The organism is Acinetobacter higginsii, assembly GCF_000369525.1.
In the GTDB taxonomy this organism is placed as follows: Bacteria; Pseudomonadota; Gammaproteobacteria; order Pseudomonadales; family Moraxellaceae; genus Acinetobacter; species Acinetobacter higginsii.
The window spans coordinates 530,323-555,464 of the sequence record NZ_KB850072.1 but is presented as its reverse complement, the minus strand read 5'-3'; the positions used below and the strand labels follow the sequence as shown (position 1 = coordinate 555,464).

Sequence of the window (25,142 nt, the reverse complement as noted above, 5' to 3'; positions counted from 1 at the left end):
ATCGTCACAGTTGATGAAGTTGTCATCGAATTGAGCTCTTTTGATAATTTATAATATCTTTATATTCGAATTACCATATATATGCAATACCATATGTTTTGTTTTTTATTAGAGAATAAGGCTCTTTTGAAAAGAACCTCATTACTATCAAAATTCTATCTACTAAATCATCCTATTTTTTTAACTTAGCAGCTACGACTGTGTATGTTTCTCCCTCAGCCTTTAATTCAAAATCAACTTTTTGCCCTACTGCAAGCCCATTCAATAATGCAGGATCAGCAACTTTAAAGCCCATGGTCATCGCAGGCCATTTAATCGCAGGAATTGCCTCATGATCGAGTGTCAAAATATTTTCTTTCGTATCAATAGCCGTAATCACTCCAACTGCTTGAGTTGTCGTTGCTGTAGATGATTCTTTACTCATCTGCTCCATAGGCGCTTCCGCTTTCTTTTGCTCTGACGCCTCATTTTTACTACATGCACTTAACGCAGTAACAGTGGCAACAAGAGCGACAATTTTAATAAATTTAAACATAATAAAACCTCTTTGAACGAAATAAGAAAACTATCAAGATTTTGATAGTTTTCTTTTGATTAAAAGCTGATATGCAGCGGGAATAACAAACATTGATAAAAGTGGAGCTGAAATCATGCCCCCAACCATAGGTAAAGCAATACGACTCATCAATTCAGAGCCCGTTCCAGTTCCTAAAAGGATAGGAATCAAACCCGCCAGAATGACAGCTACAGTCATCGCTTTAGGGCGAACCCGTAGTACTGCCCCTGTACGAAGGGCATCATTGAGTTGCTGCTCAGTTAAAGATGATAAATTTTGTTGAGCATGTTCTATCGCCTGCTTTAAATAAAACAACATGACCACTCCAAACTCTGCGGCAACACCGGCAAGTGCAATAAAGCCTACTGCAATGGCAATTGAGAAATTATAACCACTGAAATACATTGCCCAAATACCACCAATTAAAGCGAATGGTAGAGTCAGCATAATCAGAGCAGCATCTTGTACTTGTCTAAAAATCAGATACAGCAATAGAAAAATGATCATCAAAGTGATTGGTATTACTACCTTTAGGCGAGCATTTGCTCTTTCCATAAATTCAAATTGACCTGAATAACTAATACTCATACCCGCAGAGCGTTTCACTTGTTGGTCAATAGACTGTTTCAAATCCCGAACAACGGAGGCTAAATCACGTCCTTGTACATCAACATAGACCCAACCACTTGGACGAGCATTCTCACTTTTTAACATCGGAGGACCATCTGTGATTTGAATGTTGGCAACACCACTCAAAACAATTTGCTGACCTGATTCAGTCAGAATTGGTAAATTTCTTAATGCCTCAAGTGAATCTCGAATTTCTCGCGGATAACGTACATTAATAGGATACCTTGCTAACCCTTCAACAGTTTCACCAATATTTTCCCCACCAATTGCTGATGACACAATTTGCTGTACATCGGTGATATTGAGACCATAGCGTGCAGCTTCCATTCGATTAATATCGATATCAACATATCGCCCACCAGTGAGTCGTTCAGCTAAAGCTGAGCTAACACCGGGCACTTTTTTGGCAACCTGTTCAATTTGTTGTGCTACCCGATCAATATCTTGCAAATCATTTGCTGAAATCTTGATCCCGATTGGGCTTTTAACCCCGGTCGCCAACATATCAATTCTGTTACGAATAGGCGGCACCCAGATATTTGTTAAACCCGGTACTTGAACAGCTTTATCCAGTTCTTTTATCAACTTATCTGGTGTCATACCTGAACGCCATTCAGATCGTGGTTTAAACTGAATCGTGGTTTCAAACATTTCTAAAGGTGCAGGATCTGTAGCCGACTCTGCTCGCCCAGCTTTACCAAATACAGTGGCAACCTCTGGAACAGTTTTAATCATTCGATCAGTCTGTTGAAGTAATTCAGAAGCTTTTGCTGCGGACAATCCCGGTAAAGCTGAAGGCATATACAGTAAATCACCTTCATCCATATTAGGCAGGAACTCTCCACCTAATTGCGTTAAAGGAAAAAGACTGATAAGAAAAATGAGTAACGCACCTAATAACGTTGTCTTTGGATAAGCTAAGACTTTATCTAACATAGGACGGTATATTTTGATGAGAAAACGGTTTAATGGATTCCGTTGTTCAGATGGTAACTTCCCGCGAATCCAGTATCCCATCAAAACTGGAATCAATGTAATAGATAGCCCCGCAGCAGCAGCCATGGCATAAGTTTTAGTAAATGCCAATGGAGAGAACAATCGTCCTTCTTGTGCTTGCAAAGTAAAAATGGGAATAAAGGATAAAGTAATGATGAGTAAACAGAAAAATAAAGCAGGCCCAACCTCACTGGCAGAACGTGTAATGATGTCCCAACGCTCTTGTATTTCTAAAACTCGATCAGGATGTTCATGTTGCCAAGCTTCGATATGCTTATGTGCATTTTCGACCATAACCACAGATGCATCAACCATAGCACCAATCGCGATTGCAATCCCACCCAATGACATGATATTGGCATTTAGTCCCTGATAATACATCAATAAAAAGGCTGACAAGATTCCCAAAGGCAAAGAAACAATCGCAACCATTGCTGAACGTAAATGCCAGAGGAATAGCCCACAAACCAAAGCCACTACAATAAACTCTTCAATTAATTTATGGCTGAGATTCTCTACCGCCCGATCAATCAATTGACTGCGGTCATACACAGAAACAACTTGTACACCTTTCGGTAGACTTTGTTGTAATTCAGCAAGTTTTTCTTTTACAGCAGTAATGGTTTCACGTGCATTTTTACCAGCACGTAAAATCACAACACCTCCAACAGTTTCCCCTTGTCCATTGAGTTCAGTAATTCCACGACGCATTTCAGGACCGAGTTGAATCATTGCAACATCTCCAAGAGTGATTGGAACACCTAAATCGTTTGTACGTAACGGAATCTGCCGAAAATCTTCTAATGTTTTTAAATAACCTGAAGCTCTCACCATATATTCAGTTTCAGCCATTTCTAGGACTGAACCGCCAGTTTCCTGATTTGCCTTTTGAATTGCTTCAATTATGCTTCGCTGAGTTATACCGAATGCTGCCATTTTGGTTGGGTCTAAAACAACTTGATATTGTTTAACCATCCCCCCAATTGTGGCGACCTCAGCCACATTTGGTACTGTCTTCAGTTCATACTTCAAAAACCAATCTTGTATGCTTCGCAGTTGTGAGAGATCATGTTGCCCTGTTGGATCAACCAAAGCATATTCGTAGATCCAACCAACACCTGTAGCATCTGGTCCTAATGAAGATTTTGCATTTGCAGGCATTCTTTCTTGTATTTGATTGAGATATTCCAATACACGAGAACGTGCCCAATAAAGATCAGTATGTTCATCAAAAATGACATAAACAAACGAATCACCAAAAAAAGAATAGCCCCGAACAGCTTTAACACCGGGTACTGATAACATGGTCGTTGTTAAAGGATAAGTCACCTGATTTTCAACAATTTGTGGTGCTTGACCGGGAAAATTAGTTCGCACAATCACTTGTACATCAGACAGATCTGGCAAAGCATCAACCGGAGTATTCTTGACAGCCCAAGTTCCCCAAACGGCAAGAACTACAGCAGCTAATAAGACAAATACTCGATTTGTAATTGAAAAACGAATAATACGGGCGATCATAATGGTTCTCCCGTTTAGTTCTGCATAGATGTCATAGACATCTTGGAAATGTCAGAAATAACATAAGCATCCCCAACACGTGTAAAACGAAAACTGACCTGCTCGCCTTGCTGAATTTGGGTAAATGGTTGTACTGGTTGTTTAAAGCTCATGGTCATAGCCCCCCACCCCAATTCAGCAATTGCATGATGTGAAATGGTAATGTCTTGAGCTGTAACTTTTTCCACTTTACCAATGCCTTGGTATATTGATGCCTTAGTCACTTGAGATGATGTAATCGATTGTCCAGTGTTCAGCTTATCCAGTACACCCTGTAAATTGGCCTCAGAATCAATTAGGAATTGTCCCGAAATCACGATTTTCTGACCAGCGTTCAAACCCTGTAGAATTGCTATTTTATTTCCGTCACTCTGTCCTAACTGTACAACAACAGGTTCGAAACGCCCTTTTTCATGTGCGACAATAATAATATTACGAGTACCTGTACGTATAACAGCTTGCTCTGGCACAACTAAACTGCTTTGAGGATTGTTGGAAAATTTGACAGAAGCAAACATTCCGGGCTTGAGTTGCCCCTCTCTATTGGGTAACTCAATACGAACTTTTATGGTTCTGCTTGTAGTATCTAATGTCGGTAAAATATCAATGACTTTGCCAGACACTTTTTGAGGGTACGCAGCAAAAGTTGCTTCGATTTTATCTCCTCGCTTTATCCCAGCAATTTGCGTTTCAGGCACTGCTGCTTCTAACCAAATTGGATTCACGCCTTTAATGGTGGCAAGTGTTTGCCCCATAGCTAAAGCCATTCCACTACGAACTTCTAGTGAGTCAATGAATCCACTCAAAGGAGCACTCAAAGTCATATTAGACTGTACTTGATGTGTCCGTTCGACTTGATGGATCACATTTGGTGGGATTCCCAGAAGCTGTAGGCGTTGTCGACTTGCTTGAATAAGAGAACGGTCTCCTATTTTAAGTACTGCCAAAAACTCAGTCTGTTCCCCAGTCCACTCAGGGATTGAAATATCAGCAATCGGACTCCCTTGAGTCACTATATCCCCGACTGCATGGCCATAAACACGCTGAACAAAACCACTTGCTCGTGTTTGCAGAATTGCTACCTGTCGTTCATTCGCTTGTAATATGCCATTGGTTAACAAGGTATTGCCCATTACAGCCTGTTCGACTGTGGCATAACGAATGGCTAGATTTTGTTGAAGAGCTGGATCAATCTTTACTCCTGCACTTTCAGTTATTCCAGAAGTACTTTCATCCGCATACTTAGGGACTAACTGCATATCCATAAAAGGGGATTTCCCTGGCTTATCAAAATGCTGTTCTGGTTTCATTGGATCGTACCAGTACAACACTTTAGCAGTTGCCTGATCACTTACAGTTTGCTTTTCATCATTTTGATGCGCATACCAATATCCAATCCCACTACCGACTCCCAAGCTGCCCACAATCAAGCCAGCAATTACAAATGCCAATTTATTTTTTAACATTATCTTGACTCCTCAGCATGGTTTAAGGTGGGTTCTACAAAAGAAAAATAGAGCTGGGCTTTGATCATTGCTTGCTGTTGTTGTAAATCGATGAGACGTAATCGCTGATTTAGTAATGCTTGTCGTGTCTCAATGACATCTGACAAATTGGCTTTACCAGCCTGATAACTTGCTAACTGTAAAGTTACTTTTTCTTTAGCCAAAGGAAGTGTACTTTGAACGGTACGTTGGATTTGTCTTTCAAGAGCTTTTAAATCCGATAGCCCCTCATCTAACATGGTGAGATGGTCGCGGTATTTTATCTCCTGATCTGCTGTAATCCGATTTTGTTCAGCTAATGCTGCCTGAATGAGCGGACCACTACGTTTTTTTGAAAATATTGGTAGTTCTGTTGTCAGTTGTACACCAATCATATCTCCAAATTCAGGAGCACGATGCTGATAGGCAAGCTCAATACCCCAATCTGGTTTTTGAAGGGCTTGGGCTTGCTTAAGCTTTGCTTCAACAGTTTGCTTTTCTGCTTGGAATGCTTTTAGTTCAGGGTGTTGATGCAGATGATGATATAAACGTGATGTATCAAAATTAATTATAGGTTCTTGGGTAGGCAAACTTTCTATTTCAGTTGTACCACTAGAATCCTCACTGATTAATCGGTGTAATTCTAGTTTTGCCTTATTTATATCTCGAAGCAAATCATCTTTTTGATCAAGCAAAATAGTTTTGTCCAGCCTAGGGGAAATTGTATTAGCAACCATGGTTCGACCAGACGCAACCTGTGTTTGTGTAATCTGGGATAGCAATCCATTTTCTGAAAGAAGGTCATCATATAACGCCAGTTTACGCTCAAGATAAAAACGTTTAAGCCATGCCGATGCTACTTTTTGACGTAACTCAATTCGCAGAATTTCTGTTTGAGCATTTGCTGAACCCAATTCAGCTTTTGCTAATTCAACTTCAGCTAATCTTTTGGCACGATTTGGAAAATCTTGCATGATGCCAATCTTTTGCATCGTCATCCCCTCTTGTGTGACAGACCATGCAGCATCACCTGATACAGGGTAATTATCGAGACCCACAAATAGTTTAGGATTGGGCAAAATACCTGAAGCTGAAACTATATTCTCAGCACCTTCAATCTGAGCACTATTAGCTCTTAGAGCAGGCGCATATCGCTCAGCAAGCTTCAATGCTGTATCCAAAGTCAGTGGCTGGGCATAAGCATGTCCATAACTCAAGAAAAAACAGATCGTCGCAATCGAGCATCCACCCCATTTTAGGGACAGCTTTCCTTTATTAAAGTTCATATTTTTAGCTCTAAAATGATGTACACGCGCACGTGCAGAACACCCATAGAAAACTCTATGAATGATGAAGAATCATCAAATTAGTTAAAGCGTGGGGGTTTCCATAAATTGGAAAGATCAGATGAGATGAAATTTTGATTTAATGGAGAAAAAGTAGACTGTTCCGCAGGTAAAAAAATCATCGACTGCAAAACATCCAGCGCTGTAGATGTATATGCAATTTTAGAAAATGACATAATACAATCTTGCTTAGACATACATGATGGATCATGTAATTGCTTCTTAATCTTTACCTCAGCTTTCATACAATCCATGTGCATAGCACTTGCTTTTTCATGATCTTCAGAATTCATCATTTGCATGGATTGTGTATCTTGAGATGACATTAAACATGGGCTATGTACAGATGCAGCAGCTGCTGCCGATCCTACAATTAGGATAGCAAAAGATAAAAACAGCGATAAGCATGTCCTTAACAAGTGCATAACATCAAGACCAAAATTTAACCTTTTTAGTTTTACAGATTATCCTGTAAATAACAATCCTATAATTAATTAAACTAATTCATTAAACAGCGGTTGTTGGTTTATATCAACAACCGCCTTCTAAATTAAAACCGACTTATAACTTGATAAGTTATAAAGGAAAATAAATAAGCCAATGAAAAGAGATATACAGCCATTACGACTGGTTGTTTCCAACTCCCTGTTTCTCTTCGAATGGTCGCTAGTGTTGCTAAACAATGCGGGGCAAAGATAAACCAAACTAACAATGACATACCTGTCGCTAGCCCCCATCCATCCGGNCCAGATATTTGAGATAATAAAGTCTGGGTAACTGCATCTTCATCACCAGACATTGCATAGATCACCCCTAACGCAGCAATAATCACTTCACGAGCTGCCATTGCAGGAATCAAAGCAATACAAATTTCCCAAGTAAATCCAATCGGAGCAAATATTGGATGGATTAGATGCCCTAACTGTCCAGCAATACTATAATTGATTGGTGGCATTGTTGGATTATCAGGTGGTAATGGAAACGTTACCAAGAACCATAATAAAATAGAAAGTGCGACAATAATTCCACCAACTCTTTTTAAGAATATAGTTGCTCTATCATAAAGTCCCAAAGCTACATTTCGAACATCTGGAATACGGTATGTAGGTAATTCAAAAATGAAAATACTTTCAGTTTTATCTTTTCTTACTAATTTCAGAAATAAAGAAACCAATAAAGCAGATACAATTCCTGACATGTAAAGCCCGAACAGAACTAGACCTTGTAAACTGAGCCAACCATAAACCAACTTGTTTGGAATGAATGCAGCGATCAGCAAAGCATATACAGGTAATCGTGCAGAACACGTCATCAAAGGTGCAATCATAATCGTTGCTAAACGATCTCTTTCAGAGCTAATACTTCTAGTCGCCATGACTCCGGGAATTGCACAAGCAAAGCTTGAAAGTAGTGGAATAAATGAACGCCCACTTAAACCAGCTTTAGACATCAGCTTATCTAACAAAAAAGCAGCTCTAGGTAAGTATCCCGATTCTTCTAAAATTAAAATAAAGAAAAATAAGATCAGAATTTGAGGCATGTACGCGAGTACACTACCAGCACCTGCAATTACACCATCAATGATCAAACTTCTTAAAAGTGGATGAGTAATCAGTGGTCCTATTGCCCCACCAAACCATGCAATCGAATCCTCAACAAAGGAAATTAATGGTTGAGCCCAAATAAAGACAGCCTGAAACATTACAAACATGGTAAAGGTCAATATTAATAATCCAAAAACTGGATGTAAGAATATTTTGTCCAAGAAAGCCGTTCGTTTATCACCATTATCATTTTTCAAGATGACTTGTTTTGTAATATATTTGATTTGGTCAAAGTGACTCAGATCAGAATGATAAGGGGCAACAAACAAATTCTTTTGATCCAATTGTGTCAATAGCCCCTGAATGCCTTTTGTTTTTACAGCTACTGACTCAACAACAGGAATACCTAAAAGCTGAGATAGCTTCGTTGTATCAATTGCAATCCCACGCTTTCTAACCTCATCCATCATGTTAAGAACAAGTAACATTGGTCTGTTTAAAGCCCTGACTTCAAGTACAAGACTTAAATGAAGATGAAGATTCGTAGCATCGACAACACATACAAAAATATCAGGTATAACTTCGCCTTTTAATTCACCAAAGCATACTGCTCTAGTTACCTCCTCATCTAAACTGCTAGGTTTTAAACTATAAGTCCCAGGCAAATCCAATACTCGAACGGTATCACCAGAAGGTAGTTTAAAAAATCCCTCTTTCCGTTCTACCGTTACCCCAGCATAATTTGCAACTTTTTGACGAGTCCCTGTGAGGGTGTTAAAAAGTGATGTTTTACCGCAATTAGGATTACCAACAAGTGCAATATTTTTAGTTTCCATTGGTAATCTCTACAAAAATTCGTTCTGCTTCATTTTTTCTTAAGGCGAAACGTGAGGTTTCGATTTGAACCAACACAGGATCACCACCAAAAAGCCCTTTCGCAAGCACTTGTAAGGATTCACCTACTCTAAAGCCCAGCAGTTCTAAACGCTCCAGAACAGGATCATTTTTATCTTGATACTGTTCACCCTTTTTAAGATCAATGATTTTTACAGTCTGGTCTTGCTTTACTTGAAATAAATTCATTGTCAGCACCCTACTTCAACGCCAAAATTTTTCGAGCGCCATTCAGTACAAACAGTGAAACAAGAATACCAATAATCAAATCTGGGTAAGCTGAACCAGTCCATGCAACAAGTACACCTGCTAAAATAACCCCCATATTTACTATTACGTCATTAGCTGAAAAGATCCAACTCGCTTTCATATGGGCTCCGCCATCTCTATGCCCAGAAATGAGATACAAGCACGTCACATTGGCAATAAGTGCTAAGAAGCCAATAATGATCATCAAATCTGACTCTGGTTCACTACCGAACATGAAACGTCTGACAACATCAATAATAACGATCAAAGCTAATAAAAGTTGAATCCATCCTGCAAAATGAGCTGCTTTTAATTGGTATTTAGCCGCTTTCCCTACCGCGTAAAGTGCTATACCGTAAACGGCCGCATCAGCAAACATATCAAGAGAGTCCGCAATGAGCCCCGTCGATGCGGCAATAATTCCACTTATGAACTCAATAAAAAAAAGAACACCATTAATCGCTAGTAATAATTTAAGGACTTTCGCCTGCTTAGTCGGATCTGGTGTTTCAGGCAATTCCCCAGTGGCTTTTACTGTTTCCACGAGCTTTGCACCAAAACCTAGGGCTTCAAGTTTTGTGGTAATTTCATTAATCCCATTGGTATGGAAAACAACTAACTGTCTTTGCGACAAATCAAAAGATAAACCTTTAACTTCATGCAAGGGAGAAAGTGCCATTCTTACCATTTGCTCTTCTGCCGAACAATCCATCTTCGGAATCAGAAAAGTACTAGCTTCTTGTGCTTGTTCTTTATTTTCATAAGCTTCAGTTTTATTTAATTTTGCCCCAAATCCAAGAGCTTCAAGTTTTGCAGTGATTTCATTACTTTCACCATTATGCAGAACTTTTAGGTTTCGGTTCGGCAAATCAAAAACCAAGCTCTTAACATCTACCAATGAAGATAAAGTCATCCGAACCATTTGTTCCTCTGCGGAACAATCCATTTTCGGGATGCTATAGTCACTGATGAAAGTCGCTGTATCTTCACTCCCCCTAATCTTTTCAGGTGAAGTTATCGAATCCGAACCACAGCATGAATTCGACTGCTTACTACCGCATGAATCTTTTTCATCAGGGTTAGGTTCTTGCTGTACCTCATTATCGCAACAAGAACTTTCACTTTCTTCTGTAGCTAAATCTTTAATTTTACAAGAATCTGTTTTTGATTCATTTTGTTTTTGCTTAGTGTCTTCACAAGAACTTTCTTGATTACAACCGCAACCACTCATTGATGTGCCTATAGTCATATCTTCACGTATTGCATATTAAAATCCCTATAGCTACTATAGAGTCAATAGATCAGGTGACTTGAAATGAACTTAAAAATTGGTGAATTATCTCAGCTATCCGGTTGCCCTGTTGTTACAATACGGTTTTATGAAAAAGAAGCTTTATTACTAGCCCCTAATCGTTCGGAAGCTAATTATCGACTTTATAACAAAGACCACTTAGAGCGACTTCTATTTATTCTTAATTGCCGAACTTTGAATATGGGCTTGGACGAAATAAAAATTTTATTAGCATACAAAGACAAACCTTGTGGAAACTGTAGTTCTATTAACATCTTAGTTGATAAACATATTCATCAATTAGAGCAGAATATCCAAAAACAGATTCAGCTTAAGCAACAACTTTCTGATTTAAGAAGCAAATGCTCTGGTTTTTTGGAAATTAACTCTTGTAAAGTACTTGAAGGGTTATCCGTAAGTTTAAAATAATTAAGAATGAATAATGGAATATCACCATTATTCATTCTTAATAAAATATTTAGAAAACTAATTCAATACCTGCCCCGTATAACCACCCCTTTTCAGAATTTGTAGCTTCTTGAAAAGTTGTTAATTTCTGTCCTTTTTCATATTGATAAGCGACATCAACAAATGGTCTTATACGCTTATTAATCTCGTAACGAGTTTTTAGACCTGTCTTTAACTCAGACAAACCTGACTTTGTAGCAAAATCAGAATTATCATTAAACACAATATCTGCTGCAATATATGGCTGAGTAATTAGCTTTTGAGTGAGTAATAGATCTCGATCAAACTCAAAACTGGCTCCCCAAAAATTATTTTCACCACCATAAAGGTAGGCTTTTGTCTCAAAGAAATAAGGTGCAAGGCCTAATAATCCAATAACGCCATCAATGCGATTACTATTACGGTTATTTTTGTCCTCACTATACCTTACCCCAGCTTGTACATCCCAAAATGGTGCAACATTTCTACTGTAAAGAGCTGATACATCATATTTGGGATCATTACTCTCCGCTTTATTCATATTAGCTTCAACAAACATTCGATTTTCATCTGTTCCAATCAATGCCTCGAAACTCGAACCTAAGCTGCCCTTTCCATCTTTATCAACTATCCACTCATTGGAAAATTTAGTTGTCTGATAAATTTGCCCACCATGCTCGTTCATATGATTTTGGCTAAAAGCTAAAGTTTCAGACCCTTTGCTGTTTGAAGACTTTTGATCAGTATTACGTTCAACATAGCCTAATCCGCCTGATTCGCGTAAAAGCACACTCATACTTGACGTACTCTTATTTAGATTTTCAGTCGAATTATCATTCGCAAATGCCATACCCGCTAAGCCAATTAAAGCAACAGATAAAATTGTTTTTGAATATAACTGTTTAGTGATGTGCATGTTGATTCACTCCCTCATGGCTAGTTTGAGGTTGGGCAACGATACTTTTCGTATCATCATCATTGCTATCTACATTTGCCACAATGAGTTTGTTCATCATTCCAGCTGCCATGTGATATAACAAATGGCAGTGGATAGCCCATTCACCCAATTCATCAGCAGTAAGTAAAGTTGTAACTGTTTTCCCCGGTGGCACAATGATCGTGTGTTTATTTGGCATATTACTTGGATCTTGACCATTTTCAAGCTGCATAAACATACCGTGCAAGTGCATTGGGTGAGCCATCATACTGTCATTCACAAATTTCAAGCGTATACGTTCCCCGTATTTCACTTTGAATGGTTCTGTTTCATTAAACTTCTTACCATTAATTGTCCAAATATAGCGCTCCATGTTCCCACCAAGACGGATTTCCATTTCACGTTCAGGGGCACGAGTATCTGGTTGAGGCTTTAAAGATTGTAAGTCACTATATTGAAGTGCTTTTTGACCAACAGGTGTTGAAGCATTTGCCCAGCCATATACAACATCACCATTCTTTTCTTGTGTAGGTGCATTAGATGTAGTCATTTGCATGCCATGGTTCATACCTGACATAGATTGATCTTTTGAGCTGTCTGTCATAGACGACATATCGTGATCCATGCCTTTCATTGAAGACATGTCATGGTTCATTCCAGACATTGACTGATCTTTTGAGCTGTCTGTCATAGGCGACATATCATGATCCATGCCTTTCATTGAAGACATGTCGTGATTCATGCCCGCCATAGAAGACATATCATGCCCCATCCCCATATCTTCCATAGTTAATAAAGAACGAGGACGTGACTTCGGCATTTTGATTTGATTTATTGGAGGAGTATTCTCATCATGTAAGGAACCAACTGAAAAACCACTCCTATCAATTGATTCTGCTTCAATTTGATAATTTGATTGTTTGGGTTCTACAATAACATCATACGTTTCAGCCGTCCCTATTCTGAATTCATCAACCGGAACAGGTTTCACTGGTTGCCCATCTGCACTGACTACCGTCATTTTCAAGTTAGGGATTCTGACGTCAAAGAATGACATTGCTGAGGCATTAATAAACCGAAGACGTACTTTTTCACCCGTCTTAAAATTACCAGTCCAATTTTGTTCTGGAGTCTTACCATTCATCAAAAAAGTATATTTTGTCACATCAGACATATCTGTCTTGAGCATTCGCATCTGGTTCCACATCGAACGGTCTTGCCATGTTGCTTTTAAACCATCTTTTTTAATTTGTTTAAAAACATCAAAAACAGTTTCACGACGGTTCTGATAATAGTCAGCTTCTTTCTTTAGATTATTCATGATTTTATCACTAGTTGAATCATGAAAATCTGAAAGTAATACGACATAATCCTTATCTGTTTTCTCAGCTACAGTTAAAGGTGTCCTATTTTTGGGGTAAATGACTAACGGACCATACAAGCCCTCTTGTTCTTGACCTTTACTATGCGAATGATACCAATAGGTACCATTTTGGCGTACCTTAAACTTATATTCGTAGGTCTTATTAGGGGCAATACCGTCAAACTGATTAAATCCGGGTACGCCATCCATGATGCCCGGTAGAATTAACCCGTGCCAATGAATAGAAGAATCTTGTTTTTTTAGCTTGTTATGGACACGAATAATAGCATCATCACCTTCCTCAAACTCAAGAAGAGGTGCAACAAATTTCCCATTAACCGTAATTCGTTTTAAAGGCTTACCTGTGATATTCACCGTTTGCTCAGCGATTGTTAAATCATATTCTTTAACTGCTGCCACAACCCAAGTTGATGAAAATAAACCGACTCCTATTAAAAGGACATGCGTTAATTTTGTAGACATTTATTTCACCTATCTAATATAAGGATGGGAGAATCAAGCAAACCTATTATTCGCTTTAATTTCCCCCGATCTTTCATTTATCGTATTTGTTATTTATTTGATGTATTTGACATGTTCATCTTTGAGTGGTCCATGTTCATCATACTGGAATTATCCATATTACTCATTTTAGATTGCCCCATATTCATCATCTTAGAATGATCCATCTGAGACATATCCGTCATGTTACCATGCTCATGCTGACTATGATCCTGTTGGGTTTTATCATCATTCTTCATATTACAAGGTTTTTGACATTTCTCTTGCGTCTTTGAATCGGCTTTAATTTCAGACACAACTGTAGTTCCTTGTTTCACATCTGCTGCCCAAGACTGAGTTCCTACAATTAAAGTACCAACACACATAAGAGTGGTTAAGCTACGGCTGAATAGAGTTTTCATGTTTTGCTCCAAAAATTAACTTTATGTAAATACCTTAAAGGCCTTCACTAAACATCTATGTGACATGAAAATGACATTTTTGTAATCTACAACGAATCACGTATTTATAACGTTATTATGTTCTTAATGAGTGATATGGGATTTTTATCAATGAGAATCTTACTAGTTGAAGATGAACAAAAAACCGGTGACTACCTTAAACAAGGTCTATCTGAAGCTGGGTATATAACGGATTGGGTAACGGATGGATTATCTGGTAAACATCAAGCGCTTTCCGAAGAATATGACCTCATCATTTTAGATGTGATGCTTCCAAAGCTAGATGGTTGGGATATCATTTATGATATCCGAAAAAGTGGCAAAACTATGCCTATTCTTTTTCTTTCAGCACGTGATCAAATTGAAGATCGTGTGAAAGGCTTGGATTTAGGTGCTGATGATTATCTAGTCAAGCCTTTTGCTTTTGCTGAGTTATTAGCACGAATTAAAAGCTTACTCCGACGGGGACAACAAAAAGAAGATAGTAACCTTATTACAATTGCTGATCTTGAACTTGATCTTCGTAAACGCCGCGTCACTCGCGCTGGGCAACGTATTGACTTAACAGCTAAAGAATTCGCGCTGATGGAATTATTTATGCGTAGACGTGGTGAGATATTACCTCGTACGCTCATTGCCTCTCAAATATGGGACATGAATTTTGATAGTGATACCAACGTTGTAGAAGTCGCTATCAAACGTTTGCGCAGTAAAATTGACAGTAATTTTAGCCCAAAGCTGATACAGAACATACGTGGAATGGGGTATGTTTTAGAGGTAGAAGATGACTCGTAAATTGTTTAATGCAATCAGCTTTCGTATAGCAATCATCTTTTCTCTTTCTACTGTTATCATCTTAATGATTATGGGGTTGGTTATTCACAAGCTCGTAATGCATCATTTTGAAGCTCAAGACCGAACTCAATTAGAAGGCAAAATTCAACTTATAGAGAATCTACTTGAACAGAACCCATCTAACTCTCAAGAACTAAATTTATATTTAAAAGATGCCTTAATTGGACATCACGATCTGATTGTTCAGATTGAACGTCCAACAGGTCAAGTTATTTTTAGCTCAGCACCATCAGTAATTCATCCCCAAGCACTCAACAAATCAAAACAAGATCCATGGCTTGAATGGAAAATTAAAAATAAGACTTATCGTGGCTTAATTTATAAAAAGACTTTTGATCATAATGACTCGTTTATATCAGCTCAGATTATTGTTGGAATCGATACCTCTGAGCATCTACATTTCTTAAATGACTTTAGACGTCAACTTTTATACATTGGATTTGTGGGTACAATTTGTTTAATGTTCTTAGGGTGGTTCGCAGCATGGCGAGGGCTACGTCCAGTACAACAAATGGCAAAAGTAGCAGAGGGTATCTCAGCCCAACATCTTTCTGAACGTTTAGAAGTCGAAAATACTCCAACCGAACTTAAATCACTGGCTGTCGCTTTTAATGATATGTTAGATCGGCTAGAAGCCGCAGTAGAAAAACTTTCAGATTTTTCATCTGATCTTGCTCATGAAATAAGAACACCTATTAACAATTTGATGACTCAAACTCAAGTATGTTTATCTCGTAGTCGAAATATTAATACTTATCAGGAAGTTCTATTTTCAAATTTAGAAGAGTTTGAGCATTTAGCTCGCATGGTCTCTGATATGCTATTTTTGGCAAAAGCAGAACATGGTCTACATTTACCTAACCTACAACAGGTTAATTTAGTTAAAGAAGTTTCAGCATTATTTGATTTTTATGATGCTATCGCTGCTGAAAAGGGAATGTCACTCGAACAGAGTGGTTCAGGTAGTATAAAAGGTGATCCTTTAATGCTACGCCGCGCTTTAAGTAATTTGTTATCGAATGCAATTAAATATGGCAAATCAGATTCGGTCATCAAAATCACATGCCAACAAAACTTTGATACAACAACATTCATCATTGAAAATGAAAGCTCCCCACTATCATCAGAACAACTTAATCGGTTATTCGATCGTTTTTATCGAACAGATGTATCTAGACAGAGAGTTGAAGAAGGTACTGGCCTTGGTTTAGCAATTACCAAATCTATTCTTGATGTGCATGGAGCTTCCATTCAAGCGACTTATAACGAGGGACATATTTCTTTTAAAATTATCTTTAAAAATTAGTGATATCTCGGTTATTAAGCACTCATTCTAATGATGCTTACCACTCATTAACTTACGCTAATGAGTGGTAAGTCGTGATTATTTTTGATGACGTAATCGTAAGGCATTACCAATTACCGATGCTGAGCTTAGGCTCATTGCTAATGCAGCAATCATAGGCGAGAGTAACCAGCCAGTAAATGGATACAGTACACCAGCAGCCAAAGGGATACCTAATCCATTATAGAGGAAAGCAAACATCAAGTTTTGTTTCATATTTTTAACAGTTGCCTCTGATAAAGAACGAGCAATTTCAATACCACGTAAGTCACCTTTTACTAATGTAACTTGGGCACTATTCATTGCTACATCAGTACCCGTGCCCATTGCGATTCCAATATCAGCTTGAGCCAAGGCTGGTGCATCATTAATTCCATCACCAGCCATAGCAACAATTCTCCCTTCTTTTTGCAATTTTGTGACCAAATCTAATTTATCAGCAGGTTTAACCTCACCATAAACCTCACTAATTCCTAACTTAGCCCCAACTGATTTTGCTGTAGTTAGCCCATCACCTGTTGCCATGATGATTCTTAAACCTGAGTCTTCCAACGATAAAAGGGCCTCTGGAGTGCTTGCTTTGATTGGATCTGAAACTGCCAGAAGACCTAGCAGTTTTCCATCGGCTGCCAAATACATAACACTGGCACCTTCAGCTCTTAATACCTCTGCTTGTGGAATAAGAGTGTTAACAGATATCCCTAATTGCTTCATCAGTGCCGTATTGCCTAGCGCTAATTTTTGTCCGTTTATCTCTCCATTAACACCAATACCTGAACCTGATTCAAATGAAGTAGGTTTACTTAAAGTAAGATTTCGCTCACGGGCGGCACGTACAATTGCATTTGCTAAAGGATGCTCACTGCCCTGATCTAAACTCGCAGCTAAACGGAGGACTTCATTCTTTTCATATCCTGAAGTGGCTACTACTTTATTGAATGATGGTTGTCCTTCTGTCAAAGTTCCTGTTTTATCAATAATCAATGTATCAATTTTACGTAGATTCTCTATTGCGGCAGCGTCTCGAAAAAGTACTCCATTTGATGCACCTCGCCCTGTTGCTACCATAATTGACATTGGCGTAGCTAATCCCAAAGCACATGGGCATGCGATGATTAAAACAGCTACTGCATTGATTAATCCATAAACCCAACTAGGTTCAGGTCCGAATAGCCCCCACCCCAAAAAAGTTAGAACAGCAATACCTATAACCCCCATAACAAATCGTCCTGCAACATGATCCGCCATCCGCTGCATAGGTGCTTTTGAACGTTGAGCCTGAGCAACCATTTGCACGATTTGAGAAAGTACGGTTGATGATCCAACTTTTTCTGATCGCATCACCAATGAACCATTCATGTTCATTGTTGCACCAATGACTTGATCACCCACACGTTTTGTAACTGGCACAGGTTCACCAGTTAACATCGATTCATCTACAGAGCTTGAACCTTCTGTAATGACTCCATCAACAGGAACTTTTTCACCGGGGCGTATCCGTAATAAATCGCCTACGTGTACATGAGATAGTGGAATATCTTCTTCTATACCATCAACACTGATTTTTCTTGCTGTTTTAGGTGCTAGCCCAAGTAGGGATTTAATTGCCGCTGAAGTTTGGGAACGTGCTTTTAACTCTAGCACTTGACCTAACAATGTGAGAGAAATAATCGCTGCGGTCGCCTCAAAATACACAGCAACACGCCCCATAGATACAAATGAGTCTGGAAATACTTGAGGTACTATTGTTCCAACAAGGCTGTATATAAAAGCAGCTCCTGTACCTATTCCAATCAAGGTCCACATATTTGGACTCCGATTCCAGATTGACTGCCAACATCTCACAAAAAATGGCATTCCTGCCCACAAAACAATTGGTAAAGTCAGTACCAGTTCCATCCAGCTTTGCACCTGCATTTCGAACCAGTTCAATTGATGACCAAACATTGCTAAGAAAACTACAATAATGGTTAGCGGTAAGGTCCACCAAAATCTATGCTTAAAATTCTTGAGTTCTGGGTTTTCATCAGCGTCATCTAAGTCAGGAAGTAAAGGCTCTAACGACATACCACAGATCGGACAATTTCCCGCATGGTTCTGTCTAATTTCAGGATGCATTGGACAAGTGTATATCGTGAAGGTATTAACATGAGCAGGCTGATTAACTTCATTTGAATCCTCACCATCCCTCTTTTGTGGTTCTTTTAACGTAACTACATTCTCAACTTTAGTAATATAAAAATGAGGATCACTTTTAAACTTTATGTGGCATTTCTCACTACAAAAGTAAAAAGTTCTATTTTTAACTTCTTCATAAAACTTGGATGCTTCTGTAACTGTCATACCACAGACAGGGTCAGTAAGTCTGTTATTGAGTACTTTGTTTTCATGATGATGGTCCATAAAAGCCTCCTTCATATTTAATTTTTTAAATTAATAATTTCATTAAGATGGAAATAGACTCCCTCTTATTAGTTTGTTTAGTGATCATTGTTTTCTTTAAAGCCAGTGTACCACTTGTGGTTTTTTAATTTTTAAAATGACAAAAATGTAATTTTGAAGTCATCGGGATGTTTCTCTCATCCTTTAATAATAAGCATGAGAAAGGTGATGACCAAGCAACCAATTGATGCATTTCATTCGGTCATTACTGAGCCCAAGATTAGTTTAAAGAGGATGAAGAAATGAAAATTTTCAAAAATAAAATGTCAGCTCTACGTAACACTCTCGTAGGTGCAACACTGATTGTTACTGCTTCAAGTGCATTTGCACACGTGAAACTTGAAAGTGCAATTCCTGCGATCAATGCTTCTGTAGCAAGTCAACCAAAAAACATAACACTCAATTTTGGTGAAGAAGTCATGCTAATGAACGTTAAGTTACTTGATGCCCAACGTAAGGATATCCCTTTGAACTACCAAATAACTCATGATATGAAAAAATCATTTGACGTAGCGGTTCCAAAACTAAAAAAAGGAAAATATACGGTGGTTTGGACCACAATGGGTACCGATGGCCATAACATGAATGGTGAATATAATTTCACTATTAAATCGGCAAAATAACAATGAGTGAAAATAGTCAACATGCCAGCAGCTTGCTGGCATGTTGCTATAATAAAGGGAGAAAAATATGATTCCTGAGACTTGGATATATGCAACATGGTTGGTTAAAGTCATTTTATATTTAGGGATTGCATTTGTTATTGGCGGTGCTTTCTGCTATTTCTTACTTGGACGTTATGTTGAAATCAAGGAGACTATTCTAAAATACATGACTATTGGTACAGGTTTAGGCCTTTTTTCAAGTGTTCTCGGCTTCTTCATTCTTATAGGAAGTTTTGCCAACACTGGCCTTTCAGGTATGTGGGATAGCAACTATATAAATATACTAGTCAATACTCCTACTGGACATGTCTCTATCATTCGATCAATCAGTTTTGCACTTTTACTCATATTTATGATAGTCAAACTTAGTAAAGGGACGATTGATATTTCCAAAACTGAAGGAGCAATCTTTACCATACTGCTCACACCAATCGTTTTAAGTTTTTCACAACTCGGACACGTCACGAATTTACCCTTATTCGCTCAAGCTTTGTTATCAATACATGTACTTGTAATGTCCTTATGGATGGGGTCGCTTTATCCATTATGGAAAACAAGCAAAAAAATTAATGGCTTACCACTTAAAGAACGTATGCATCTATTTGGGCAAATAGCAGCCTTTATTGTAGGAATACTCATCGCTTGTGGTCTTAGTATTGCTTTATTACTCTTTAAAGATTTTAATACTCTAATCAATACACCTTATGGGCATGGATTTATTATTAAAATATTATTTGTCCTAAGTATTTTATTGTTAGCAGCCTTTAACAAATGGTATTTCACACCTCGCTTACAAGACCCGAAATTTGCGAAACAATTGGGCTATGCCATTTTATTTGAGATGTCATTAGGTCTATCAATTCTTTTAGCCACTGGTTATATCACCACTGTAGTCGGTATTGAGTAAAAAAGGATCACGCTATGACTTCATGGATGAAGTACAATTTATTATTTTTCATTTTTTTGAATACGACATCATGGGCTGAACCTAGCACTTCAAAAACGATTCGCTCCTTAGATGATACCGAATTACGTAATATCACTGATCATAATCATGGCGACACCAAAGTCGAAGAGAATAAAGACCATCATTCTAAAGATAAACAACTACGTAATGAAGATAGTAGACAACAAAAAGTTATAAATGGATTAATGTTACAAAAGCCTAACGTACTACCGCCCTCCAAATAAACGATACTTAAGTAGGGTGTGTTGACATTTCTTGCTCATAATTCACTCTATAACGGTAACCATATAAATATACAAGCTAAAGCAACTGCACTTTGATAATTACGCTTTAGCTTGTCATATCGTGTCGCAATCCCCCTAAATTGTTTCAATCTACAAAATAAATTCTCAACTAAGTGTCTGATTTTATACATATACCAATCCATGTGATCATTACTAGACTTTGTGTTTGATTTTCTAGGAATATTTGGTTTTGTTTTGCTGTCTTGAATTTGCTTTCTAAGACTTTCAGAATCGTAACCTTTATCAGCGCACAGCATTTCTGATTCACTTAAATCTAGTTTTGATACAAGATCTGGGGCAATTTTCATATCATGAGAAGTTCCGTCAGAAATAATAAACTCAATTGGATTACCATTTGAATCAATTGCTAAATGTATTTTAGAACTATTGCCACCGATACTTTTAGAAATATCTTGATTCTTAATTCCTGCTGAATGTTGATGTGCTCTAACATGACTACCATCAATAAAAATCCATTCTTTATCAGCATGCTGACTAAATAACTTAAATATATTCATAAGTTTGTTGTTTTTAGACCAGCGATTATATTTCTTGAAAATAGAGTTTGGCTTACCGAATTCCTGAGGTAAATCTCTCCAAGGACAACCTGTACGTATCCTAAATAGAATAGCTTCGATAAAATTCCTCAAATTTAATTTGAGATAAATATTAAAATGACGGAAAATGGTAGTTAACTTAGACCAGTGTTGATCATTCAGCATTGTACGAGGCATAGCGAGTGTAAAATTGGGTTTGGCGATTTGATTTTACTATCTCGCTATTTTTTTAGGCAACAATTGTCAACAGACCCTAATGTTTATTGATTCAATAAGTAGTTCAAATTTTTTAATAAAAAATAGTAGCAATATTACTGTTGGGGGCTTCTTAGCCCCCAACAGTATTTAATTCAGAGCTTGAACCGACTGCTGTAAGCCTTTCTGAATATCTTGAACATGAGTGAGATCATGCGTTTGCTGATGCTCTGTTTGAGATTCAACGCTGTAAAACTCCTCCACTATATCCAAACCCTCTTCACCTCCCACCTCAAAGCAGGCATTACCATAACCCTGCCGTGCCACATGATCCAAAGCCTCCTGATAGAACCCTGCTGTCTTACTTTGTTCATCCATCTGTTTGGCTGAACTAATCGCATCTTTCAGGTTTGTGCCATCACGTAAAGTCAGATCCACGTAGTAGATCGGGGTACGGTAACTTTGTGTGGTGCTTTTACCTCGCAAGGTCAATTGCAATGGCAAACAAGAAAGTAAGTCACCCGATGCTGCGTGATAGTAACGAAGTCGAGCTGCCAAAGTGCGGATGCTGTTAAAGCCTGTGGTTCTAAAGATGAAAGTACCAAACTCATCTGATTCATCTAAGTTGACGTAGAGTCTGCCATAGGGCTTGCATAATCCACCCTGTGCCAATGGACATAAATCAGGGGATGGACAAGGATGTTGTTCAATGCCATTTTGACCGAGTCGCTGACAGCTTTCGCCATTGCCTGAACAGATTAAACGTCCAGTTTGGCGGTCAAATAGGCTGTACTCTGCTCTTAAGTTGAGATCGGGATCATTGAAGATCATGCGGACTGGAATGCTTCTCAGCTTTTGGTTCTGATTGGGCGCTTTGGCACGTAGTTGCTCATCCAGTGGATGTTTGACCCACCCATCTTTATTTTGGATTTGGCTGGTAATGGTAAATTGATCATCTTTTTCAGGCAGACGTTTTCCATTCTTTTCGACAATTTTGCCGATACTGATACGCCCCAACACAGGTGGGGTAATAGCTAAACCTTTAATCATGATGATGTACTCTATATAGATGTTGAAATGGCGTTTAAATTTGGATAAATAAATTTTGGGCATAAAAAATCCCATACTTGTTTGGGGTATGGGATCAGTTGGTTGGGGTGTTAGTTAAATTGAAATGGGTTACTTGGGTATCAGCCCTATCCACCATTCGGATAAATCTGAAAGCGTCGTGTTCCTGCTTTGGTTTGGGGAAATTGCTGTAGGTATTCAGGATGCTGTTTAAGCAATGATTTACTGTCTAGGCTGATTGAGTCTTGTGATTTCTTCCATGTGACTGAACCACCTGTAAATACCGCTCGCTCTGCTTCTTTCATCATCATTTGTAGTTGATGTTTCAGTTCATCAAAATACTGCTGGTGTTGTTCAACTTTATGTCGCTCCTCTAGTAACTGATTAAACAAATAATTAGCTTGTTCATTTTGGGTCAGGTCTTCTACTGTTAATGGAATCTGTTCAGGATAAAGTTGTTGCAAGGCTTTAGCTGCTGAATCCGAAGCATCTACACTGGGTGGAATACCTGTTTCGACACATTGCCAGAAATGACGTTCCGCATTAATGATGTGCTGAATCACAGTTTCATTACGAGTCACTTTATAGATTTTGGTTTCATGCCCACAGATCAAGGCACAAATATGCGCTGCCTGTTTACCTGTCACTGCCAATTGATGCTGTACCTGACACAGCACATATAAAGGCACGCCATCTCGCCATAGTTTTGCGCCATATTCCCCCACGGTTTTACATTCCAAAATTTGCACTTCTTCATTACCGACTACAGCATAATCCAAGTTCGCCAACATAAACTGTTTGTCTTCATCAGGGTGTTGCAATACTGCATTAACTCGACGGACTTTATGATTGGTGTGCATGCTGTAGTATTCAGCCACCAAAGGTTCTAGCTTTTTTCCCCAGTACAAGGGTGCGTAACCTGCACTTTCATCCTCGATGTTTTGTTGCATCCGCCCTGTCTTGATCATCCACAGTTCCAGCATCGACATATAGGGATTCAGTCCACAGGCCGTTGCTGCATCACTGCTGCCAATACCCTGTTTTCTGACTTCTAACCATTGTTGATAGTTCATCTGTTTGGTGTTGGCAAGTCTTTTTGCTGTAAGGGCTTTGGTCTTTCGTGGTTGCGTATTCGGTCGATCTCGTTTGGTTCGGGTTCCCACCTCAATCTGCTGAATGGATTGATTTAGATTCGGTAAATAGGGTTGTAGTGGTGGGTTATTTAGCGTGTTTTGAATTTGAGTATGACTATTCATTGCAATTATTCCTGTATCGATAAAATCGTAAAAGCTGAATTTTGGGCATAAAAAAGCCGCATGAGGGTGCGGCTAAAGGTGTTGCTGTGCTTGTACGGTGTTACTGTATGCTTAGGCTAATGGAGCTGGCTTAATTGAAACTGAATTTAGGCAATCATTCTCAATGCCTGTTCCAGACCACGCTGTTTAATGGCAGCCCCTGCACCAAACCATGCTGAATCGAGTCGATGATCGGTACTCATCGCTCGACGTTCATGGTCACAGAACTCGGTGATGCTGCACAATAATCCATAAGCGGTATCCTTGGCTGAACTCAGTTCTGCACCACGTCCATGTCCGTTAAACATGGTCATGACTTTCGACATGGCACGTCCATTTGGCTCGGTTTTATTGTCCGCTTTGGTTGGGGTGTTGATGCCTTGGTTTGGCATAGCAGCATTTCGATAGAACTGAATGATGCTTTCATCTTGTTCAGCCATAGTTAGGTTGGTATTGTTAAACACCGCATCAAAGAAGGCTGCTGCTTCCTGCTGAGTTACCTTACGCTGGCTCAGTTGTTTCATTTCATACATGTGTTCATCCCATGCACGGACTGAAATACCCAACTGTTGTTTAACTTTCTCAGCATCGAAACGAGTGCTGTGTGGGACTTTAACCACACCTGCACTGGTATTTTGTCCTTTGAGAGCAATTGCCAAAGTATTGTTACATACCACCCGGATACTGGTGAACTGTGCAGTGGTTGCTAGAGTGCCATCACAAGCCGTCGCTAGTAGAATATAGCCATTACTCACATCCTTACCCTTGAGTGCTGAAGTCTGTCCAGTCTTGGCTAATGCCCAGAATTTCTTGCCACCTTTCAGTACCCCTGCGGTTTCCAGTTCAAAGCCTGATTGCTCCGTCAGGTCTTTGTAGAAGTGTAGGATTTCCATCGGTTGGACTTCTTGAAAGCGTTGGCTGACCACGGATAAAGGTGCATGCGTATCTGAACGGTAAAGCACTCGTTGTTCTTCAAAAGGCATGATGATGCTTTGTCCACGTTCATTCTGTGCCATGTAATTGACATCCGAGGATTCTATCCGCCAGTCCATGCCTGCTTGTTGTGCCCAAACCTCGATGGGTTGGTTTGGTGTGAGTTCATTGCCTAACCCATGCCAAGGGGTTTGTCCAGTGAATGCCATAGTTTCAACTAAATGTGCCATAAGAATAATTCCTGTATCGATTTTGAATGGGTAAAAGGGTTCGATTT

General features: G+C 38.8%; 21 protein-coding genes and 1 pseudogene. 6 read left to right on the top strand and 16 right to left on the bottom strand.

Features of this window, described 5'->3' with window-relative positions; genetic code table 11:
* Positions 1 to 172 precede the first annotated feature (172 nt).
* The 8 genes from F902_RS08620 to F902_RS08585 all read right to left on the bottom strand — a co-directional run bounded on the left by F902_RS08620 (position 173) and on the right by F902_RS08585 (position 10,490).
* Positions 173 to 535, bottom strand: a complete 363-nt coding sequence (locus tag F902_RS08620) for a copper-binding protein (RefSeq protein WP_004699729.1) — start codon at positions 533 to 535, stop codon at positions 173 to 175.
* Positions 536 to 568: 33 nt separating this feature from the next.
* The gene (locus F902_RS08615) at positions 569 to 3,703 is read right to left on the bottom strand and encodes an efflux RND transporter permease subunit (protein ID WP_005202658.1); all 3,135 of its coding nucleotides are present in this window, start codon (positions 3,701 to 3,703) and stop codon (positions 569 to 571) included.
* 14 nt (positions 3,704 to 3,717) lie between these two features.
* Complete coding sequence (locus F902_RS08610) at positions 3,718 to 5,208, bottom strand: efflux RND transporter periplasmic adaptor subunit (protein ID WP_004699726.1); 1,491 nt, start codon at positions 5,206 to 5,208, stop codon at positions 3,718 to 3,720.
* Complete coding sequence (locus F902_RS08605; RefSeq protein ID WP_005144794.1) at positions 5,208 to 6,512, bottom strand: TolC family protein; 1,305 nt, start codon at positions 6,510 to 6,512, stop codon at positions 5,208 to 5,210. The genes F902_RS08610 and F902_RS08605 overlap by 1 nt, the downstream gene beginning before the upstream one ends.
* 80 nt (positions 6,513 to 6,592) lie before the next feature.
* Positions 6,593 to 6,997, bottom strand: coding sequence for a hypothetical protein (locus F902_RS08600; protein WP_004699723.1), 405 nt, complete (start codon positions 6,995 to 6,997; stop codon positions 6,593 to 6,595).
* Between the two features lie 125 nt (positions 6,998 to 7,122).
* On the bottom strand, positions 7,123 to 8,952 hold the full coding sequence (gene feoB / locus F902_RS08595; protein WP_005202656.1) for a ferrous iron transporter B: 1,830 nt from the start codon (positions 8,950 to 8,952) through the stop codon (positions 7,123 to 7,125).
* Positions 8,942 to 9,199 (bottom strand): FeoA family protein, encoded by a 258-nt coding sequence (locus tag F902_RS08590; RefSeq protein ID WP_004655745.1) that lies wholly within the window; start codon positions 9,197 to 9,199, stop codon positions 8,942 to 8,944. The genes feoB and F902_RS08590 overlap by 11 nt, the downstream gene beginning before the upstream one ends.
* 10 nt (positions 9,200 to 9,209) lie before the next feature.
* On the bottom strand, positions 9,210 to 10,490 hold the full coding sequence (locus F902_RS08585) for a cation efflux transmembrane domain-containing protein (protein WP_005144792.1): 1,281 nt from the start codon (positions 10,488 to 10,490) through the stop codon (positions 9,210 to 9,212).
* A gap of 84 nt (positions 10,491 to 10,574) precedes the next feature.
* On the opposite strand from F902_RS08585, the gene cadR reads away from it, so the two are divergent.
* Positions 10,575 to 10,979 (top strand): Cd(II)/Pb(II)-responsive transcriptional regulator, encoded by a 405-nt coding sequence (gene cadR / locus F902_RS08580; RefSeq protein WP_005144789.1) that lies wholly within the window; start codon positions 10,575 to 10,577, stop codon positions 10,977 to 10,979.
* A gap of 49 nt (positions 10,980 to 11,028) precedes the next feature.
* On the opposite strand, the gene F902_RS08575 is transcribed toward cadR, so the two are convergent.
* The 3 genes from F902_RS08575 to F902_RS08565 form a co-directional block, all read right to left on the bottom strand.
* Positions 11,029 to 11,913, bottom strand: coding sequence for a copper resistance protein B (locus F902_RS08575; RefSeq protein ID WP_004801527.1), 885 nt, complete (start codon positions 11,911 to 11,913; stop codon positions 11,029 to 11,031).
* Complete coding sequence (locus tag F902_RS08570) at positions 11,900 to 13,780, bottom strand: copper resistance system multicopper oxidase (RefSeq protein ID WP_005003194.1); 1,881 nt, start codon at positions 13,778 to 13,780, stop codon at positions 11,900 to 11,902. Before F902_RS08570 ends, F902_RS08575 begins: the two co-directional genes overlap by 14 nt.
* Before the next feature lie 89 nt (positions 13,781 to 13,869).
* Positions 13,870 to 14,220, bottom strand: coding sequence for a hypothetical protein (locus F902_RS08565; RefSeq protein ID WP_004801531.1), 351 nt, complete (start codon positions 14,218 to 14,220; stop codon positions 13,870 to 13,872).
* Positions 14,221 to 14,370: 150 nt separating this feature from the next.
* Here F902_RS08565 and F902_RS08560 point away from each other — a divergent pair, with 150 nt between their 5' ends.
* Complete coding sequence (locus F902_RS08560; protein WP_004722337.1) at positions 14,371 to 15,054, top strand: heavy metal response regulator transcription factor; 684 nt, start codon at positions 14,371 to 14,373, stop codon at positions 15,052 to 15,054.
* Positions 15,044 to 16,420, top strand: a complete 1,377-nt coding sequence (locus F902_RS08555) for a heavy metal sensor histidine kinase (RefSeq protein ID WP_004801537.1) — start codon at positions 15,044 to 15,046, stop codon at positions 16,418 to 16,420. Before F902_RS08560 ends, F902_RS08555 begins: the two co-directional genes overlap by 11 nt.
* A gap of 78 nt (positions 16,421 to 16,498) precedes the next feature.
* Here F902_RS08555 and F902_RS08550 read toward each other — a convergent pair whose 3' ends face one another.
* A complete protein-coding gene (locus F902_RS08550; protein WP_005144782.1) occupies positions 16,499 to 18,862 on the bottom strand; it encodes a heavy metal translocating P-type ATPase in 2,364 nt (787 codons plus the stop codon).
* A 281-nt stretch (positions 18,863 to 19,143) separates the two neighbouring features.
* Here F902_RS08550 and F902_RS08545 point away from each other — a divergent pair, with 281 nt between their 5' ends.
* The 3 genes from F902_RS08545 (at position 19,144) to F902_RS08535 (ending at position 20,757) form a co-directional block, all read left to right on the top strand.
* Positions 19,144 to 19,524 (top strand): copper resistance CopC family protein, encoded by a 381-nt coding sequence (locus tag F902_RS08545; RefSeq protein ID WP_004722340.1) that lies wholly within the window; start codon positions 19,144 to 19,146, stop codon positions 19,522 to 19,524.
* A 67-nt stretch (positions 19,525 to 19,591) separates the two neighbouring features.
* Positions 19,592 to 20,473, top strand: coding sequence for a copper resistance D family protein (locus tag F902_RS08540; RefSeq protein ID WP_004801541.1), 882 nt, complete (start codon positions 19,592 to 19,594; stop codon positions 20,471 to 20,473).
* 14 nt (positions 20,474 to 20,487) lie between these two features.
* Complete coding sequence (locus tag F902_RS08535; protein ID WP_004722342.1) at positions 20,488 to 20,757, top strand: hypothetical protein; 270 nt, start codon at positions 20,488 to 20,490, stop codon at positions 20,755 to 20,757.
* A 7-nt stretch (positions 20,758 to 20,764) separates the two neighbouring features.
* On the opposite strand, the pseudogene F902_RS08530 reads toward F902_RS08535, so the two are convergent.
* The 4 genes and pseudogenes from F902_RS08530 to F902_RS08515 all read right to left on the bottom strand — a co-directional run bounded on the left by F902_RS08530 (position 20,765) and on the right by F902_RS08515 (position 25,095).
* Positions 20,765 to 21,551: pseudogene (locus F902_RS08530) on the bottom strand (IS5 family transposase).
* A gap of 168 nt (positions 21,552 to 21,719) precedes the next feature.
* On the bottom strand, positions 21,720 to 22,619 hold the full coding sequence (locus F902_RS08525) for a recombination directionality factor (RefSeq protein ID WP_004801544.1): 900 nt from the start codon (positions 22,617 to 22,619) through the stop codon (positions 21,720 to 21,722).
* A 146-nt stretch (positions 22,620 to 22,765) separates the two neighbouring features.
* Positions 22,766 to 23,893: a YqaJ viral recombinase family nuclease gene (locus F902_RS08520; RefSeq protein ID WP_004801545.1), complete on the bottom strand. Its 1,128-nt coding sequence runs from the start codon at positions 23,891 to 23,893 to the stop codon at positions 22,766 to 22,768.
* Positions 23,894 to 24,039: 146 nt separating this feature from the next.
* Complete coding sequence (locus F902_RS08515) at positions 24,040 to 25,095, bottom strand: DUF932 domain-containing protein (protein ID WP_004801549.1); 1,056 nt, start codon at positions 25,093 to 25,095, stop codon at positions 24,040 to 24,042.
* Positions 25,096 to 25,142: the final 47 nt, after the last annotated feature.